Below are 16,254 nucleotides of genomic sequence, written 5' to 3' on the forward strand. Positions count from 1 at the left end.
ATGTTGTTGTTTAACTGGTTTGAAAGAAGGCTCGATCCGTTCCCGGCAGCGGAACCGGTCGAGCCGCCCAAGACGCTGGTGGCCTTCTGCCTGCATTATACGCGCGGCGCATGGCCCTATATACTGACCGATGCGGTGCTGGTGACGGCCATCGCCATCGCGGAAGTGTGGATGTTCGGTTTCCTCGGCCGCATCGTCGACTGGCTGTCGGGGCAGAACCGCGAAACCTTCCTGCAGACAGAAGGCTGGAAGCTCGCCGGCATGGCCTTCATCGTGCTGTTCGCGCTGCCGGGCACCGTCTGGCTGCATTCGCTGCTCAACCAGCAGACGCTGATGGGCAATTATCCGATGCGCATACGCTGGCAGGTGCACCGCTACCTGCTCAGGCAATCGATGAGCTTCTACCAGGATGAGTTCGCCGGCCGCATCGCAACCAAGCTGATGCAGACGGCGCTCGCCGTGCGCGAGTGCGTCATCAAGGTGATCGACGTGCTGAACTACGTCATCGTCTATTTCCTCGGCATGTTGTTCATCGTCGGCTCGGCCGACTGGCGGCTGGCGGCGCCGCTTGGCGTCTGGCTGGTCGGTTACATCCTGTTGCTGCGCTTTTTCATTCCGCGCCTCGGCAAGGTCGGCGAGGAGCAGGCCAATGCGCGCTCGACCATGACGGGCCGCGTCGTCGACAGCTACACCAACATCCAGACGGTCAAGCTGTTCAGCCATTCGCGCCGCGAGGCCTCCTTCGCCAGGGAAGGCATGATGGGCTTCCTCGACACGGTCTACCGGTCGATGCGGCTGGTAACGGTGCTTTTCGGTTCGCTCTACATCCTGAACGCTTTGCTGCTGTTCTCGGTCACCGCCATCTCGCTGTGGCTGTGGATGGGGCAAGCGGTGACGATCGGCGCGGTGGCCGTGGTCATCGGCCTGGTGCTCAGGATGTGGGGCATGTCGCAGTGGATCATGTGGGAAATGTCGGGCCTGTTCGAGAACATCGGCACGGTGCAGGACGGCATCGCCTCGATCTCGCTGCCGCGCCTGGTCGAGGACAAGCCCGATGCGAAGGAGATCACCGTTTCCCGTGGTGAAATCCGCTTCGAGGACATCCGTTTCCATTACGGCAAGCAGAAGGGGGTCATCGAGAGCCTGTCGCTGGCGGTGAAGCCGGGCGAGAAGGTCGGCATCGTCGGCCGTTCGGGCGCCGGCAAGTCGACGCTGGTCAATCTGCTCCTGCGCTTCTACGACTTGGAGAGCGGCCGGGTCCTGATCGATGGCCAGGAGATCGCCGGTGTGAAGCAGGATTCTCTGCGTGCCCAGATCGGCATGGTCACGCAGGACACCTCGCTGCTGCATCGTTCGGTGCGCGACAACATCCTCTATGGCCGGCCCGACGCGTCGGACGAGATGCTTGTCGAGGCGGCGCGGCGGGCCGAGGCGCTGGATTTCATCGGCGGGCTTTCGGACCACAATGGCCGCAAGGGGTTCGACGCCCATGTCGGCGACCGCGGGGTCAAATTGTCCGGCGGCCAGCGGCAACGCATCGCCATTGCTCGCGTTATGTTGAAGGATGCGCCTATACTTATCCTTGACGAGGCGACATCGGCGCTGGATTCCGAGGCGGAAGCGGCCATCCAGGAGAATCTTTACAAGCTCATGCAAGGCAAGACCGTCATTGCCATCGCGCACCGGCTGTCGACCATCGCGGCGATGGACAGGCTGGTGGTGATGGACCAGGGCCGCGTCATCGAAGAGGGTTCGCACGACGAACTGGTCGCCAGGGGCGGGCTCTATGCGCAGCTCTGGCAACGCCAGTCGGGCGGCTTCCTGCTCGAGGACAGCCCCGTCGAGGCCGCCAACGACCTCGTTGCCAATGACATCGGTGCCAAGGGGCAAGCCGCAGAATGATGATCGCCGCATGATGACAGCCGTCTATCGCTGGTTCGAGAACTGGGTTTATCCGTTCAGGGAGCCGTCGAGCCTTCGGCCACCTTCAAGCGTCACCGGCTTTCTCTGGCACTATGTCGGCCAGGCGAAATTCGCCTTCTTCGCCATGCTGGTCATCGGCGGCATCGCGCCGCTGGTCGAGGCGGGCCTGTTCTACTTCGTCGGGCGGCTGGTCGATATTCTCGACCAGCTTCCCGGCGAGCGCAGCTGGGATGCGCTGTGGACCGCCGCCGGCCCGGAGCTGGTGTTCATGATCGTGGTGGTGCTGGTCGTCCGCACCATCGTCGTCGGCCTGTCGGCGCTGGTCGACGAACAGACGATCACGCCCGGCTTCTACAATCTGGTGCGCTGGCAAGCGCACAGGCATGTCTCGCGCCAGTCCTACGCCTTCTTCCAGAACGATTTCGCCGGCCGCATCGCCACAAAAGTCTGGCAGGCGGGCCAGGCGACCGGCGATTTGATGGAAAGCTTCCTCGAGGTGGTCTGGTTCATGGTCGTCTACACGGTGACGACGCTGGCGCTGGTCGCCGGGCTCGATCTCAGGCTCGCTGTGCTGGTGGTGATCTGGATCACCGCCTTCGGCTGGCTGGCCAAGCTCTATCTGCCGGCAATCCGCAAGCACGCCGAGGCGACGGCCGAAGCCGGCTCGATGATCACCGGGCGCATCGTCGATTCCTATTCCAACGTGCAGACGCTGAAGCTGTTTTCGGCCGACGGCGACGACCGCTACATCAGGAACGGCTTCGACATCTATCTCGACGCGCTGCGCCCCTTCACCCGCCGGCTGACCGGCGTGCGCATGGCGCTGACGACGCTGTCGGGCATCATGATCACGGCGATCGGCTGTTTTGCCGTCTATCTCTGGGTCGAGGGCTCGATCACCGTCGGCGCGGTCGCCTTCACGCTGTCGCTGGTGCTTCGGCTCAACATGCTGCTCGGCCGGCTGATGATGCAGCTCAACAGCATCTTGCGAAACCTCGGCGTGCTGGAGAACTCCAAGGCGCTGATCTCGCAGCCGCTCGGGCTCATCGACGCGCCTGACGCCAAGGAACTCATCGTGGCTGGCGGCCGCATCGACGTGAAAAACGTCGAGTTCCACTATGGCAAGGGGTTCGGGGTGCTGAACGGCATCGACCTTGTCGTGAAGCCGGGCGAGAAAGTCGGGCTGGTCGGACCGTCGGGTGCCGGCAAGACGACGCTCGCCAATCTGATCCTGCGGCTCTACGATCTGGAGAGCGGCTCGATCACCATCGACGGCCAGGACGTTTCGGACGTTACGCAGAATTCACTGCGCGCCAATATCGGCGTCGTCAGCCAGGACACGGCGCTGTTTCATCGCTCGTTGCGCGACAACATCAAGCTCGGCATGCCCGACGCGACCGATGCGGAGGTGATCGCGGCGGCGAAGAAAGCCGAGGCGCACGAGTTCATCCTTGGCCTGCGCGACAACAGGGACCGGGCCGGCTACGAGGCCTTTGTCGGCGAGCGCGGCGTCAAGCTTTCGGGAGGCCAGCGCCAGCGCGTCGCAATCGCACGTGTCTTCCTCAAGGATGCGCCAATCCTGATCCTCGACGAGGCGACCTCGGCGCTCGATTCCGACATCGAGGCGGCGATCCAGGAAAATTTGACGCGGCTGATGCAGGACAAGACCGTGATCGCCATCGCCCACCGGCTGTCGACGATCGCCGCCCTCGATCGCCTGGTGGTGCTCGATGGCGGCCGCATCGTCGAGCAAGGCACGCATGACGAACTGGTGGCGCTCGACGGTCTTTATGCGCGGCTGTGGAAACGGCAGTCCGGCGGCTTCCTCTATCACGAGGAAAGCGTGCTGGAAGAGACACGGCCGGCGGAGTAGGTTTGATGGCTATTGTCTTGCCGCTAGAGACTGAAGTGCTCAATGAGCTCCGGTTGGAATTGCTTAAGTTCCTCTCCGACCATTCTGGACTTTCCGTGCCGGCAGCAGTCTCCTTTACAAAAATGGACGATGGGGACATGGGAAGCTTCGAAGCTGTAGGTGTTGGCCATTCCTTGACAACTAAGGCGCGACTGATCTCCGATTTTGCCTACACGGATGTCGACGGTATGGGCGTCTTAGTGTCCGCGTTCTCGGATGGACACGTTATTTCCGCGGTCGATTTTTGGAGATATGATTTCGGCCCTATTTTATCTTTTCCCGAAGCTAAGGACTTGGAGGCCCGCTGATGTCTCTACGCCCCCCTTCTGGTTCGACGAGCGCTGCCGCCGACGAAGCCGCTTTCGATGCGCTTGGCCACGAGATCCTAGCCGAGAAGGCGGCCGCGCTCGGCCGCGCCGGGCAGAAGGTCGAGGAAACGCTGGCAAGGCTGCGTGACAATGCCGACGAACAGATACGCTCGATGCTCCTGAAGGATGCCGCCAAGGCAGTGCACGCCTACTTCATCCAGCGCGAACTGTGCGGGCTGCGCAGGCATGATGCCGTCATCCGCGAATACAACATCCCGAAGGCCGTGCTGGTCAGGCTTGGCGCCATGTAGGGCCGGAGCCTGCAGCGCGGATTTCCCTGTGAAATCTCGCCAGGCGGACGGCGAGCGCTTCGGGGTTCTCGTCGGCGACGAAGTGTCCGCTGTCGGCGATGATGTCGCCCTCGACGTTCGACAGCCCGGCCGCCCGCAGCCCGTCGACATAGTCGTCGATGTCGCCGGCCTCGGCCGACCCCCTCAGATACAGCACCGGGATCGCGATCGGCTGGGTGGGCGGAAGCGCGTTGGCCTTGGCGTCTTCGGGGAAGGCGCGGTACCAGTCGAAGCCGGCCTGAAGGCTTTCCGGCCGGGAATAGGCTCTTGCATAGATTTCCCTGGCCTGCGCGGGGATCGATGCCCGATCCTTCGAAAGCGCATTGAAGAAGAAGTCGAAATAGGTGCTCTGATGGCCGCTCACCAGCGTTTCCGGCAATGCCGGGACGGCATGGAATGCAAAATGCCAGATCATCGGATTGCGAATGACCTCCTCCCACGGCGCGACGCCTGGAACGACGACATCCATGATCGCCGCGCCAGAAAGAATGTCGGGATGGTCACGCAACAGAGCGAACACGATCTGGCCGCCGACATCATGGCCGGCGGCCACGAGTTGGCGCAGCCCGCAAGCCTCGGCAACGCCCCTCATCAGCCTCGCCAGGGTTTTCTTGTCGCCTGCCTTGGGCATGCCTTGCGAGCCGCCGATGCAGGGCAGGTCGGGTGCGACGACCCGGTAATCGGCGGCCAGCCGGCCGATCACGCGTTCGAACGCGTAGGAGCTTTGCGGCCATCCATGCAGCAGGAGGAAGGCAGGCGCATCGGCCGGGCCTGCCTCGCGGATGGCAATGCTCAGCCCTTCGATTTCGATGTTTGAGGTTCGCATGTCCTGCATATCCTGGCCCGATGCCACGCCATAGATCTAGGCGGCAATCGGGAACTCGACAGGGCTATGCCGGATTCACTCCAGCCATTCGGTGATGAACGTACCGTTCTCGTGGATGTCCGTCGTTTCCAGCGGACCCGGGCCGAGATTGGTGAATTTATGCGGCGTGTGAGGCGGCACGATCAGGATCTGGCCGGCGGTGGCCTCGATTTCCTGGTCGCCGACCGTGAACAGGCCGGTGCCCTGGCGGATGATGAAGATCTCCGCGTAGGGATGGGAGTGCAGCCGCGGTCCGCCGCCGACATCGGGCAGGTGATTGAAGATCAGGCAGGAGTTGGAGCCATAGGCGCCGCACTGCAGTTCACCCTTCCAGCGGTCGGGGCGAACAGCCCATTCCTCGCGATCGATGACGTGTGCCATGCAAGGAAGGATAGATCACACCGGCGTCCCGTGTCGAGGCGAACCAGGGCATCGGATTTGCGGTTGTTTCCCGGTTGTTTAGCCGCCTTTTGCGACCATTCGCCGCCTTGCCGCGCAGTGGCGGATTTTGTCCCCGCGACAATCTGCCCTTGTGCCTTCACCCGTCTGGACAAAAACGGGCTTCACGCATAAACCGAAGTCCAAATGCCGGAGGAATTCGCTAGCCTGTTCGCCATGCGCTGTCGGGTTGGCGTGATTGAGCGGGGAACAGGCTCGGCCACCGGCGCGGAAGAGGCGAAAGGATCAGGCACCCGTGAGCGCAACCGATACCCACGATCCCAACCGTCGAGATTTTCTCTACGTCGCCACCGGCATGGCAGCCGTGGTCGGCGCCGGCGCCGTTGCCTGGCCCTTCATCGACCAGATGCGCCCCGATGCCTCGACGCTGGCGCTTGCCTCGGTCGAGGTCGATGTCGCCTCGCTGACACCGGGCATGTCCTTGATCGTCAAGTGGCGCGGCAAGCCGGTCGTGGTGCGCAACCGCACCGAACAGGAAATGAAGGACGGCGAGGCCGTCAAGCTCTCCGATCTCAAGGATCCGATCGCCCGCAACGCCAACCTTCCGGCCGACGCGCCGGCGACCGACGCCAACCGCACCACGCCCGGCAAGGAAGCCTGGATGGTGATGGTTCAGGTCTGCACCCATCTGGGCTGCATTCCGCTCGGCCAGGAAGGCGATTTCGGCGGCTGGTTCTGCCCGTGCCACGGCTCGCAATACGATACCGCCGGCCGCATCCGCAAAGGCCCGGCGCCCGAGAACATGGCTGTGCCGGTATTCAAGTTCATTTCCGATACCAAGATCCTTATCGGTTGAGGCAGGGGATATTTCGATGAGCGAGGGACACTCGACCTACACGCCCAAGACCGGTATCGAACGCTGGTTCGACGCCCGCATGCCGCTGCCGCGGCTGGTTTATGACAGCTTCGTCGCCTATCCGGTGCCGCGCAACCTCAACTATGCCTGGACCTTCGGCGGCATCCTGTCGATCATGCTGGTGGCGCAGATCCTGACCGGCATCGTGCTGGCCATGCACTACACGGCCGACACCAATCTAGCCTTCGGCTCGGTCGAGAAGATCATGCGCGACGTCAATTCCGGCTGGCTCCTGCGCTACATGCATGCCAACGGCGCCTCGTTCTTCTTCGTCGCCGTCTATATCCACATCTTCCGTGGCCTCTATTACGGCTCCTACAAGGCGCCGCGCGAACTGCTCTGGATCCTCGGCTGCATCATCTACCTCCTGATGATGGCGACCGGCTTCATGGGCTACGTGCTGCCATGGGGACAGATGAGCTTCTGGGGCGCCACCGTCATCACCGGCTTCTTCAGCGCCATTCCGCTGGTCGGCGACTGGATCCAGCAGCTGTTGCTGGGCGGCTTCGCCGTCGACAACCCGACGCTCAACCGCTTCTTCGCGCTGCATTACCTGCTGCCGTTCATGATCGCCGGCGTCGTCGTGCTGCACGTCTGGGCGCTGCATGTCGTGGGCCAGTCGAACCCGACCGGCATCGAGGTCAAGTCGAAGACCGACACCGTCGCCTTCACCCCTTACGCGACCATCAAGGACGCGTTCGGCATGATCGTGTTCCTGTTCTTCTTCGCCTACTTCGTCTTCTACCTGCCGAACTATCTCGGCCATCCGGACAATTACACGGTCGCCAACCCGCTGAAGACCCCGGCCCATATCGTGCCGGAATGGTACTTCCTGCCGTTCTACGCGATCCTGCGCGCCATCACCTTCAACATCGGGCCGATCAACTCCAAGCTCGGCGGCGTGCTATGCATGTTCGGTGCCATCGTCATGCTGTTCCTGGTGCCGTGGCTCGACACTTCCAAGGTGCGTTCGGCGGTCTACCGGCCCTGGTACAAGCTGTTCTTCTGGCTGTTCGTGGCCGATGCCATCCTGCTCGGCTGGCTGGGCTCGCAGCCGGCGGAAGGCAGCTATGTGTTCATGGCGCAGATGGCGACGCTGTTCTACTTCGCCTTCTTCCTGATCGCGCTGCCAGTGCTCGGCCTGATCGAGACGCCGCGCAGGGTGCCGAACTCGATCACCGAGGCGGTGCTCGAAAAGAACAAGGGTGGCAGCGGGCATCCGGCGGGCGCCACGGCCGCACCAGAGACCAAGGGCTAGAGCATGATCCCGAAAAGTGGGAACCGGTTTTCCCGGACAAACGGAACCGTTTGTCCAGAGATCATGCTCAAACAGGAAGACAGAGCGGTAGAGAATCTAAGGGGATTTGGCATGAAAAAGATTCTCACCTCGCTGGCGCTGATCGGCCTTGTGGCTGCCGGCGTTGGAACTGGAGGCACTTGGGCATTCGCGGCCGAAGAGGCGCACAATGCAGCCGCACCGACGCATTTCCCGATCGACGAGCCGAAGGAGATGAACTGGAGCTTCACCGGCCCGTTCGGCACCTATGACAAGGCGCAGCTGCAGCGCGGCCTGAAGGTCTACAAGGAAGTCTGCTCGGCCTGTCACTCGATGAATTTGGTGGCGTTCCGCACGCTTTCGGACCTCGGCTACAGTGACGCCCAGGTCAAGACGCTGTCGGCCGAATATACCATCCATGACGGCCCCAACGATGCCGGCGACATGTTCGACCGTCCCGGCAAGCCGTCAGACCATTTCCCGGCGCCGTTCGCCAATGAGGAAGCCGCCGCTGCCTCCAATGGCGGCGCTGCCCCGCCCGACATGTCGCTGCTGGCCAAGGCTCGCGGCGTCGAGCGCGGCTTTCCGCAGTTCGTCTTCGACATCTTCACCCAGTATGACGCGGGCGGCCCCGACTACATCCATTCGCTGCTGACCGGCTACGATCAAACGCCGCCGGCCGGAATGGTCATCCCGGAAGGCACGCACTACAATCCGTACTTCATGTCGGGCGTGTCGCTGAAGATGCCCAAGCCGCTCTCCGACGGCCAGGTGACCTATGATGACGGCTCGCCGCAGACCGTCGACCAGTATTCCCGCGACGTGGCCGCCTTCCTGACATGGGCCGCCGAGCCGCACATGGAAGACCGCAAGAAAATGGGCTTCCGCGTGCTGGTGTTCCTGCTGCTGTTCGGCGCGCTGGTCTATCTGACCAAGCGCAAGGTGTGGGAAGGCATCGCCCACTGAGCGGGGCGGACATAGCGAAATGCAGGGGGGCGCCGAGAGGCGCCCTTTTTGCGTCCGGTGACGGTCATGTCACATGGCCGTCACCGCATCTGGCGATCCTGCGGCATTCTCGAACAAAGGATCGCTCCATGAAGAAATACGCATCGCTCGCGGCTGGTCTGCTGCTGCTGGTCATCGGCTCGGCCGCCCAAGCCGAAGACGCAAAACCCTTCGTCACCAATAAGGACGTCGACCTGACGATGATCCTGCCGCCTCCACCGGCGAACGATTCGGCCGAGACCAAGGCCGAACTCGGCGAGGTGCTGACGCTGCAGGTGACGCGTACGCCCGAAATGGAAGCCCGCGCCGTCGCCGATGCCGAAGAGAATGTCTGGCGCTTCGCCGATGTCATGGGGCCGAATTTCACTGCGGAAAAGCTGCCGAAATTCAGCGCCTTCTTCGACCGGGTCGTGGCCACCGAAGGTGCTGTCGTCGACCCGGCCAAGGATGTGTGGAAGCGTCCGCGCCCGCACCGGCTCAGCGATCTTGTCAAGCCGGCGGTCAAGCTGTCGAGCTCCGGCTCCTGGCCGTCCGGCCACGCCACTGTCGGCACCATGATGGGCATCATCCTGGCCGACATGGTTCCGGAAAGGCGCGCCGAGATCATGGCGCGCGCGGCCGAATACGCCCACAACCGCGTTGTCGGCGGCATCCATTATCCGTCCGATGTCGAGATGGGCAAGATTTCCGGCAGCGTCATTGCCGCGGTCCTGCTCAACCGGGACGATTTCAAGGCCGAATATGAGGTTGCCAGGGCCGAGCTGCGTTCCGACCTCGGCATGTAAGACTTCGCCGGCAATCTCGGCAGAGAGGGGCGCTTCAGGCGCCCCTTTTCGTGTTCACGGCCGTGCTCTATGGGGAGTTCAGCAATTAGTTCGTTGGCAGGGCCGCATCTGGTTGATATTTCAACAGCGGCAAAGGCTTCGTCGGCCATGGCCTTGGAAATCGATGATGCGGCTCAGCGACTGTCACAATTTTTCCGATTTCCGGCGGATGGCGCAGCGAAGGCTGCCGGGGCCGATCTTCAATTACATCGATGGCGCGGCCGATGACGAGGTCACCTATCGCCGCAACACCGCAAGTTTCGAAAGCTGTGACCTGGTCCCCAACGTCCTGCGCGGGGTGAGTGAGATCGACATGTCGGTGACCGTCATGGGTCAGAAATTGGCTATGCCGTTCTATTGCTCACCGACTGCCCTGCAGCGGCTTTTCCACCATCAGGGCGAGAGGGCGGTCGCCAAAGCCGCGGCCAAATACGGCACGATGTTCGGTGTTTCCACGCTCGGCACCGTCAGCCTCGAGGAAGTGCGCAGGATCAGCAGCAGCCCGCAGATCTACCAGTTCTACTTCCACCGAGATCGCGGCCTCAACCGGGCGATGATACAGCGGGCAAAGCAGGTTGGCGTAGAAGTGATGATGCTGACCGTCGACAGCACCACCGGGGGCAATCGCGAACGCGACAAGCGCACTGGTTTTGCCATTCCCTTCAAACTCAACCTTGCCGGCATGGCGCAGTTCGCGCTGAAGCCGGCTTGGGCAGTCAACTATTTCACCCATGAGGGCTTCAAGTTGCCGCAGCTCGACGAACATGTCGACATGGGCGGCGGCACGATGTCGATCAGCCGCTACTTCACCGAGATGCTCGATCCGTCGATGACCTGGGACGATGTCGCCGAGATGGTCAGGCAGTGGTCGGGTCCGTTCTGCCTCAAGGGTATCATGTCGGTGGAGGATGCCAGACGCGCCGTCGATATTGGCTGCAGCGGCATCGTACTGTCCAACCATGGCGGGCGGCAATTGGATGGCTCGCGGGCGGCATTCGACCAGCTTGCCGAGGTCGTCGATGCCGTCGGCGACAAGATCGACGTCATCATGGATGGTGGTGTGCAGCGCGGCACCCATGTGCTGAAGGCACTGTCGCTCGGGGCCAAGGCCGTCGGCATTGGCCGGTACTATATGTTTCCCCTGGCGGCGGCCGGCCAACCGGGTGTCGAAAGGGCGCTCGAGCAGATGCGGGTCGAGGTCGAACGCGGCATGAAGCTGATGGGCTGCAGTTCGATCGGGCAATTGTCGCGCTCCAATCTCCGTTTCAGATAGTCGGAGTCGGGCGGACCATCGCGGATCATGCGGATGCGGAATATGGCTGGGGTCTGCTAGATCGATCCCTTCCGGATGCGGCTTGTCTCGGCCGCCACATCGCGCTAGCCGTTGTCGGTCGCGCCGGGTTACGATCGGACCCTGCCGCCTTTCACGCCCGTCAGTTGGATCATCCGGAGAGCCGTCTCATGAAACCTTCGCTCGAAGACACGCTGCTGGCGTCGATCCGCACCATCCCGGACTATCCCAAGCCCGGCATCCTGTTTCGCGACATCACGACGCTGCTTGGCAATGCGCGCGCCTTCCGCCGCGCCATCGACGAACTGGTGCATCCCTATGCCGGTCAGAAGATCGACAAGATCGCCGGGATCGAGGCGCGCGGCTTCATCCTTGGCGGCGCCGTCGCCCACCAGCTCTCAGCTGGCTTCGTGCCGATCCGCAAGAAAGGCAAGCTGCCTTACGAGACCGTGCGCGTCGCCTACAGCCTGGAATACGGGCTCGACGAAATGGAGATGCACAAGGACGGCGTTGCCCCTGGGGAGAAGGTGATCCTCGTCGACGACCTGATCGCCACCGGCGGCACGGCGGAGGCGGCGGTCAAGCTCTTGCGCCAGATCGGCGCCGACATCCTCGCCGCCTGCTTCGTCATCGACCTGCCGGACCTCGGCGGCCGCGCCAAGCTGGAAGCGCTCGGTGTGCCGGTGCGGACGCTGATCGGGTTCGAGGGCCATTGAGGGAGCAGTTCTTCCCTTCCCCTTGCGGGAGAAGGTGGATCGGCGCGCAGCGCCGAGACGGTTGAGGGGTGGGCGACGGAGTGCCGTCGGCGCCAAGCTGGAACACCCCTCATCCGACCTCGCTTCGCGAGGCCACCTTCTCCCGCAAGGGGAGAAGGAAGAGCGCCCAGCGCCGCTACTCCACCTTCACCAGCACGGCGCTCTCGAACTCCAGCACCTTGTCGCCGGCCGAGGCGAAGGCCTCGCAACGCAGCGTCAGCAGGCGCCAGCCGGGGCGCGAGGCGATCGGGCGGTGGGAAAGGGCGGTGCGCGTGAAGGTGACGGTTTCGCCGGCGTAGACCGGCTTCAGCCATTTCAGGTTCTTGAAGCCGGGCGAGGGGCCGAATTCGGGGACCAAGCCGGGGCCGTCCCAGGCAGCGCCCCCGGTGTCCATGCCGGCTTCGAGATTGAGTTTCATCCAGGTGGCGGCGGTATGCCAGCCGGAGGCGCAGAGGCCGCCGAGCACGCTCTTCCTGGCGGCTTCCTCGTCGATATGGAAGATTTGCGGGTCGTATTTGCGGGCGAAGGCCTTGATCGCCTCGGGCTCGAATGTGTGCGAGCCCAGCGTCACGGTGGTACCGATGCGGAAGAATTCGTCCAGGGTCATGCCAGGCTCCCCGCGGCCTCACGCGTGAGGAACATGACGGAATTCTCAAGCTCGAAAACGCTTTCGCCGCGCTGGTTGAACAGTTCGCTGCGCATGGTGACGAAGCCCAGTTGCGGCTTCGATCTCGACAGGCGCTTGGCGACGACCACGAGGCTGCCGGTGAGCTGGTCGCCGGCCAGGACCGGCTTTTTCCATTTGACCTGGTCGACGCCGGGCGCGCCCTGGCAGGTGGAGTCCAGCAGGAAGGCATCGCACAGCATGCGCATGAACATGGCGCAGGTGTNAGCCCGCCAAGGATGCTGGCCTTGCCGGCCTCCTCGTCGAGATGCATCGGCTGGGCGTCGAACTCCCGCGCGAATTCGATGATCTCGGCGGCACTTACCAGCTTGGTGCCGAGGTCGAGCGAGGTGCCCTCGACGAACTCCTCATAGGCCCAGGTTTTTGCAGTCATGGTCTGAAATCCGGCTCAGCGATCCGCAGGGATCGGGTATCCCGGATGCAGGCAGGGCGCGGTTTGGTCAAGTTATTTCTGGTGCGCCAGCAACAGGCAGTCCGCCCGCGGCGACCCGATCAAAGCCAGCCGCGGCGGCGGAAATACCAGAAGGGCAGGATCGCCGACAGGATCATCAGGCCGATGGCGAAGGGATAGCCAAGCTGCCATTTCAGCTCGGGAATGACGTCGAAATTCATGCCGTAGATGGAGGCGACCAGCGTTGGCGGCAGGAAGATGACGGCGGCAACCGAGAAGATCTTGATGATGGCGTTCTGTTCGATCGAGATCATGCCGAGCGTGGCGTCGAGCAGGAAGGAGATCTTCTGCGACAGGAAGGTGGCGTGGTCGGCAAGCGACAGCACGTCGCGCGACAAGGTCTTGATGCGGGCGCGGATATCCTTGCTCATCCTGGTCTGGGTGGCGACATGGGCGAGGAAACCGGCGAGGCGCTGCAGCGAGATCAGGCTGTCGCGCACGGAGGAGGCGATGTCCTCCTTGCGGCCGATGGCTTTCAGCAGCTCCTGGAAGTCGCGGTTGCGCTTCGACGCCTTGGTCGAGGTCGCCTGGAAGATGTCACGCGAGATCACTTCCACGTCACGGCCGGCGCGCTCGAGAATGTCGGCAAGGCGATCGACGATCGCTTCCAGCAGGCCGATCAGGATGGTGTCGCCGCTGGTGCATCCGGTCGCCGCCTTCTCGGCGCGCAGCGGAAAGGTCTTGAACGCCTTCGGTTCGTGGTAGCGCACCGTGATCAGCCTGTTGCCGGCGAGCGCGAACGTGACCGGTGACATCAGGGGATCGTCGACCTCGGTCTGGGCGGGCAGGGTAGCGGTCATGAAGTAGGCGCCGTCCTCGATATAGAGGCGGCTGGAAATCTCGATCTCCTCCATCTCCTCGCGAGTCGGGATGGCGATGCCGAGCCAGCTTTCGATGGTGGCCTCTTCCTCCTTGGTCGGATTGACGAGATCGGCCCAGACCACCTTGTCGCCATTGGCCTGGAGGTCGTCGGTGAGACGCAGGCGATCATTGTCGACGACGAAGGCCTTGATCATCGCCAGATCTCCCCTGCTGGATCAAAGGGCGGTTGGATTGATGTCGGATTGCACGGCTCTTCGTCGCATGCGCCGAGCGTGTGCCCGCCGCTTAGACCCGTGCCATGAAAAAATCAAGACAAGTGGCCATTGGACGGGATGGCACCAGAGCTCGGAGATACGCCGATAGTGCATCGCCGCAGGATCGCGACGATGCTTTGGATGCCTACCGTGCGAACATCACGTGTTGAACTTGAACAGCATGATGTCGCCGTCCTGGACGACATATTCCTTGCCTTCATCGCGTGCCTNAACATCACGTGTTGAACTTGAACAGCATGATGTCGCCGTCCTGGACGACATATTCCTTGCCTTCATCGCGTGCCTTGCCGGCTTCCTTGGCCGCCACTTCGCCACCCAGCGTGACGAAGTCGTTATAGGCCCTTATGGACGGTTCATGCGCGGGTTTCAGCTTGTTGCATTTGCTTTAGATACTTTGTTGAAGAGATAAGGGGTACTTTTCGAGACTACATTGTTCGTTCCTCGAACGCCAAATTGGCTAGACACTTGCCCATTTTCGAGGTTGGATAGTGCGCTTGGGCGGGGATATTAAATTTGGCAAAACATGTCTTTGGGGGACCTGACACGTCGAGAAAATTGAAATGTCTGCAAGAGTATTTGCAGGCGTTTTCGATTGCGCTTCGAAATCAGGATTTTGCTTGCATCTACATCGACGCATTTGCTGGTTCTGGCACTCGCACCGAAGTGCGCCCCGGTTTGCCGCTATTCGGGCCGGATTTTGCTGAGCCAGAGGAAATCACGACACCAGGGTCGGCCCGAATCGCGATCGAAATCGATCCACCAATGCACTCGATTGTTCTCATTGAACAAGACACGTTCCGGTTCTCAGAACTTCAAACTCTGGTTGAGGAATATCCAGATCGCAAAATCATCGTGCGCAATGGGGACGCCAATAAACTCGTGCAGCGTCTATGCACGAATACCCCTTGGCGAGGTTCCGAAATTGTCGGCCGTGGAATACGTGGGGTTATTTTTCTAGATCCGTACGGCATGGAGGTGTCTTGGGAGACGGTGGAGGCAATTGCCAAGACCGAGGCACTGGATTGTTGGTACTTCTTTCCGCTGTCCGGCCTCTACAGGAATGCTCCGCACGATCCGGCTAAGCTCGATCTTGGCAAGCAAGCAAGTCTAGATAGGGTTCTAGGCGCCAGCGACTGGCGGTCTCGTTGGTATAATCATGAAATTGCGCGTGAAGACATTTTCGAAACGCAAGGGCTGGCGGCGCGCCGAGCTGATGTAAACGCGATTGAAGCCTATGTGAAAGAACGCCTTGAAACCGCCTTCAAAGGTGCCGTGCTTGATCCGGTTCGGCTTCACCACAGGAACGGTGCGCCGCTTGCATCGCTTTTCTTTGCGGTTTCGAATACTAGCTCGGCAGCCGTGAAGCTGGCGACCAAGATGGCATCTCACATTCTCAATTCTGGTAGGTCATCCCACAAGCGCTCACGATAGGTTCGACCTGTTGCCTTCTTGTTCTTCCCGCCCCACTGTTTGAAAAAGAATGCGGCATCGGCATCGGTGCATTGGTCGAAGATTTCGTCGATCCACTTCGGTTCCATTGGACGTGCGTTGGGGCCGCTTTCTCCACCGACTATAGCCCAGTGAATGCCTGCTAGGCTTGCGCCCGCCACTGAGCCTATCAGCGGTTCATAGGAGACAAACCTTATGGCCGCTGGAACAGCTCGAAGCTCATCCAATCTGTGAAGCACCCGGCTATCCTCAACGCTTGTTCCAAGCCATACGTTCGACAGAACTTCAAATGCTTTCGTTGATAGAATTTCTGCCATCCTATCTGGCCGCTTGGTGAGGATTTGATAAGTGTGGCGCGGGGTGGCGCCCATAACGCGCCAAACGTCGCGGATGAAGTCCACCGGTACATCCGCGTGGAAAAGATCGGACATCGAGTTGACGAAAACACGGCGCGGTTTCTTCCAAGACGCAGGAATGTCGAGAGAGCCGCTATCGAGCCTTATTTTGCCTGTCCACTTTGCCCTTCCACCGCTTTCCCGTGTCAATCCCACGTACTTCTCGACTCCCATCGCTTCGAGGCGGGCAGCCATCCGCATGGCGTAGCAGTTGGTGCATCCTGCCGTAAGGATCGTGCATCCGGCAACAGGGTTCCACGTCGCGTCGGTCCATTCGATTGATGTCTCGGCCATTTTCCGCTCTTCTCTTCGTCTGCTTTAAAACTGCCCCGAAGATCGTAAATACCCCGATA

At 61.6% G+C, this 16,254-nt stretch carries 16 protein-coding genes and 2 pseudogenes; 11 read left to right on the plus strand and 7 right to left on the minus strand.

Annotated features, from left to right (window positions below; translation table 11 throughout):
• From X741_RS143790 to X741_RS143775, 4 genes are read left to right on the plus strand one after another with little or no spacing between them, the layout of a single operon-like run.
• Positions 1-1,902: an ABC transporter ATP-binding protein gene (locus tag X741_RS143790; RefSeq protein WP_023779584.1), complete on the plus strand. Its 1,902-nt coding sequence runs from the start codon at positions 1-3 to the stop codon at positions 1,900-1,902.
• Between the two features lie 10 nt (positions 1,903-1,912).
• A complete protein-coding gene (locus tag X741_RS143785; protein WP_031250350.1) occupies positions 1,913-3,796 on the plus strand; it encodes an ABC transporter ATP-binding protein in 1,884 nt (627 codons plus the stop codon).
• Between the two features lie 5 nt (positions 3,797-3,801).
• Complete coding sequence (locus X741_RS143780; protein WP_023779586.1) at positions 3,802-4,143, plus strand: hypothetical protein; 342 nt, start codon at positions 3,802-3,804, stop codon at positions 4,141-4,143.
• Positions 4,143-4,454, plus strand: coding sequence for a DUF6665 family protein (locus X741_RS143775; protein ID WP_023779587.1), 312 nt, complete (start codon positions 4,143-4,145; stop codon positions 4,452-4,454). The genes X741_RS143780 and X741_RS143775 overlap by 1 nt, the downstream gene beginning before the upstream one ends.
• Here the strand turns inward: X741_RS143775 and X741_RS143770 are convergent.
• Together X741_RS143770 and X741_RS143765 are read right to left on the minus strand one after the other, a co-directional pair.
• Entirely contained in the window at positions 4,435-5,319 is an 885-nt protein-coding gene (locus tag X741_RS143770; RefSeq protein WP_031250352.1) for an alpha/beta hydrolase, read from the minus strand. The genes X741_RS143775 and X741_RS143770 overlap by 20 nt on opposite strands.
• Positions 5,320-5,394: 75 nt before the next feature.
• The gene (locus X741_RS143765; RefSeq protein ID WP_023768030.1) at positions 5,395-5,739 is read right to left on the minus strand and encodes a cupin domain-containing protein; all 345 of its coding nucleotides are present in this window, start codon (positions 5,737-5,739) and stop codon (positions 5,395-5,397) included.
• A gap of 313 nt (positions 5,740-6,052) precedes the next feature.
• On the opposite strand from X741_RS143765, the gene petA reads away from it, so the two are divergent.
• The 6 genes from petA (at position 6,053) to X741_RS143735 (ending at position 11,785) form a co-directional block, all read left to right on the plus strand.
• Complete coding sequence (petA, locus tag X741_RS143760) at positions 6,053-6,613, plus strand: ubiquinol-cytochrome c reductase iron-sulfur subunit (RefSeq protein ID WP_013893469.1); 561 nt, start codon at positions 6,053-6,055, stop codon at positions 6,611-6,613.
• Between the two features lie 16 nt (positions 6,614-6,629).
• On the plus strand, positions 6,630-7,931 hold the full coding sequence (locus tag X741_RS143755; protein ID WP_013893470.1) for a cytochrome b N-terminal domain-containing protein: 1,302 nt from the start codon (positions 6,630-6,632) through the stop codon (positions 7,929-7,931).
• Between the two features lie 111 nt (positions 7,932-8,042).
• Positions 8,043-8,915, plus strand: a complete 873-nt coding sequence (locus X741_RS143750; protein ID WP_023779589.1) for a cytochrome c1 — start codon at positions 8,043-8,045, stop codon at positions 8,913-8,915.
• Positions 8,916-9,043: 128 nt separating this feature from the next.
• Positions 9,044-9,739 (plus strand): phosphatase PAP2 family protein, encoded by a 696-nt coding sequence (locus tag X741_RS143745; protein ID WP_023779590.1) that lies wholly within the window; start codon positions 9,044-9,046, stop codon positions 9,737-9,739.
• Between the two features lie 166 nt (positions 9,740-9,905).
• Positions 9,906-11,051, plus strand: coding sequence for an alpha-hydroxy acid oxidase (locus X741_RS143740; protein ID WP_031250353.1), 1,146 nt, complete (start codon positions 9,906-9,908; stop codon positions 11,049-11,051).
• Between the two features lie 188 nt (positions 11,052-11,239).
• Positions 11,240-11,785, plus strand: a complete 546-nt coding sequence (locus X741_RS143735) for an adenine phosphoribosyltransferase (RefSeq protein ID WP_013893474.1) — start codon at positions 11,240-11,242, stop codon at positions 11,783-11,785.
• A 175-nt stretch (positions 11,786-11,960) separates the two neighbouring features.
• On the opposite strand, the gene X741_RS143730 is transcribed toward X741_RS143735, so the two are convergent.
• From X741_RS143730 to X741_RS1000000168935, 4 genes and pseudogenes are all read right to left on the minus strand, one after another.
• Entirely contained in the window at positions 11,961-12,431 is a 471-nt protein-coding gene (locus X741_RS143730; RefSeq protein WP_023779592.1) for a MaoC family dehydratase, read from the minus strand.
• Positions 12,428-12,882, minus strand: a pseudogene (locus X741_RS01000000167100) (MaoC family dehydratase). The gene X741_RS143730 and the pseudogene X741_RS01000000167100 overlap by 4 nt, the downstream one beginning before the upstream one ends.
• Before the next feature lie 119 nt (positions 12,883-13,001).
• Entirely contained in the window at positions 13,002-13,976 is a 975-nt protein-coding gene (gene corA / locus X741_RS143725) for a magnesium/cobalt transporter CorA (protein WP_013893477.1), read from the minus strand.
• Between the two features lie 295 nt (positions 13,977-14,271).
• A pseudogene (locus tag X741_RS1000000168935) lies at positions 14,272-14,397 on the minus strand (DUF933 domain-containing protein); the annotation flags it as partial.
• A gap of 173 nt (positions 14,398-14,570) precedes the next feature.
• Between X741_RS1000000168935 and X741_RS1000000168940 the strand changes: the two are divergent.
• Positions 14,571-15,488 carry a three-Cys-motif partner protein TcmP gene (locus tag X741_RS1000000168940; protein WP_150111192.1) on the plus strand — a complete coding sequence of 306 codons (918 nt, stop codon included), beginning with the start codon at positions 14,571-14,573 and terminating at the stop codon, positions 15,486-15,488.
• On the opposite strand, the gene X741_RS143715 is transcribed toward X741_RS1000000168940, so the two are convergent.
• Positions 15,443-16,195, minus strand: coding sequence for a DUF5131 family protein (locus X741_RS143715; protein WP_023779595.1), 753 nt, complete (start codon positions 16,193-16,195; stop codon positions 15,443-15,445). The genes X741_RS1000000168940 and X741_RS143715 overlap by 46 nt on opposite strands.
• Positions 16,196-16,254 lie beyond the last annotated feature (59 nt).

The organism is Mesorhizobium sp. LNHC221B00, from assembly GCF_000502935.1.
Taxonomy (GTDB): domain Bacteria; phylum Pseudomonadota; class Alphaproteobacteria; order Rhizobiales; family Rhizobiaceae; genus Mesorhizobium; species Mesorhizobium opportunistum.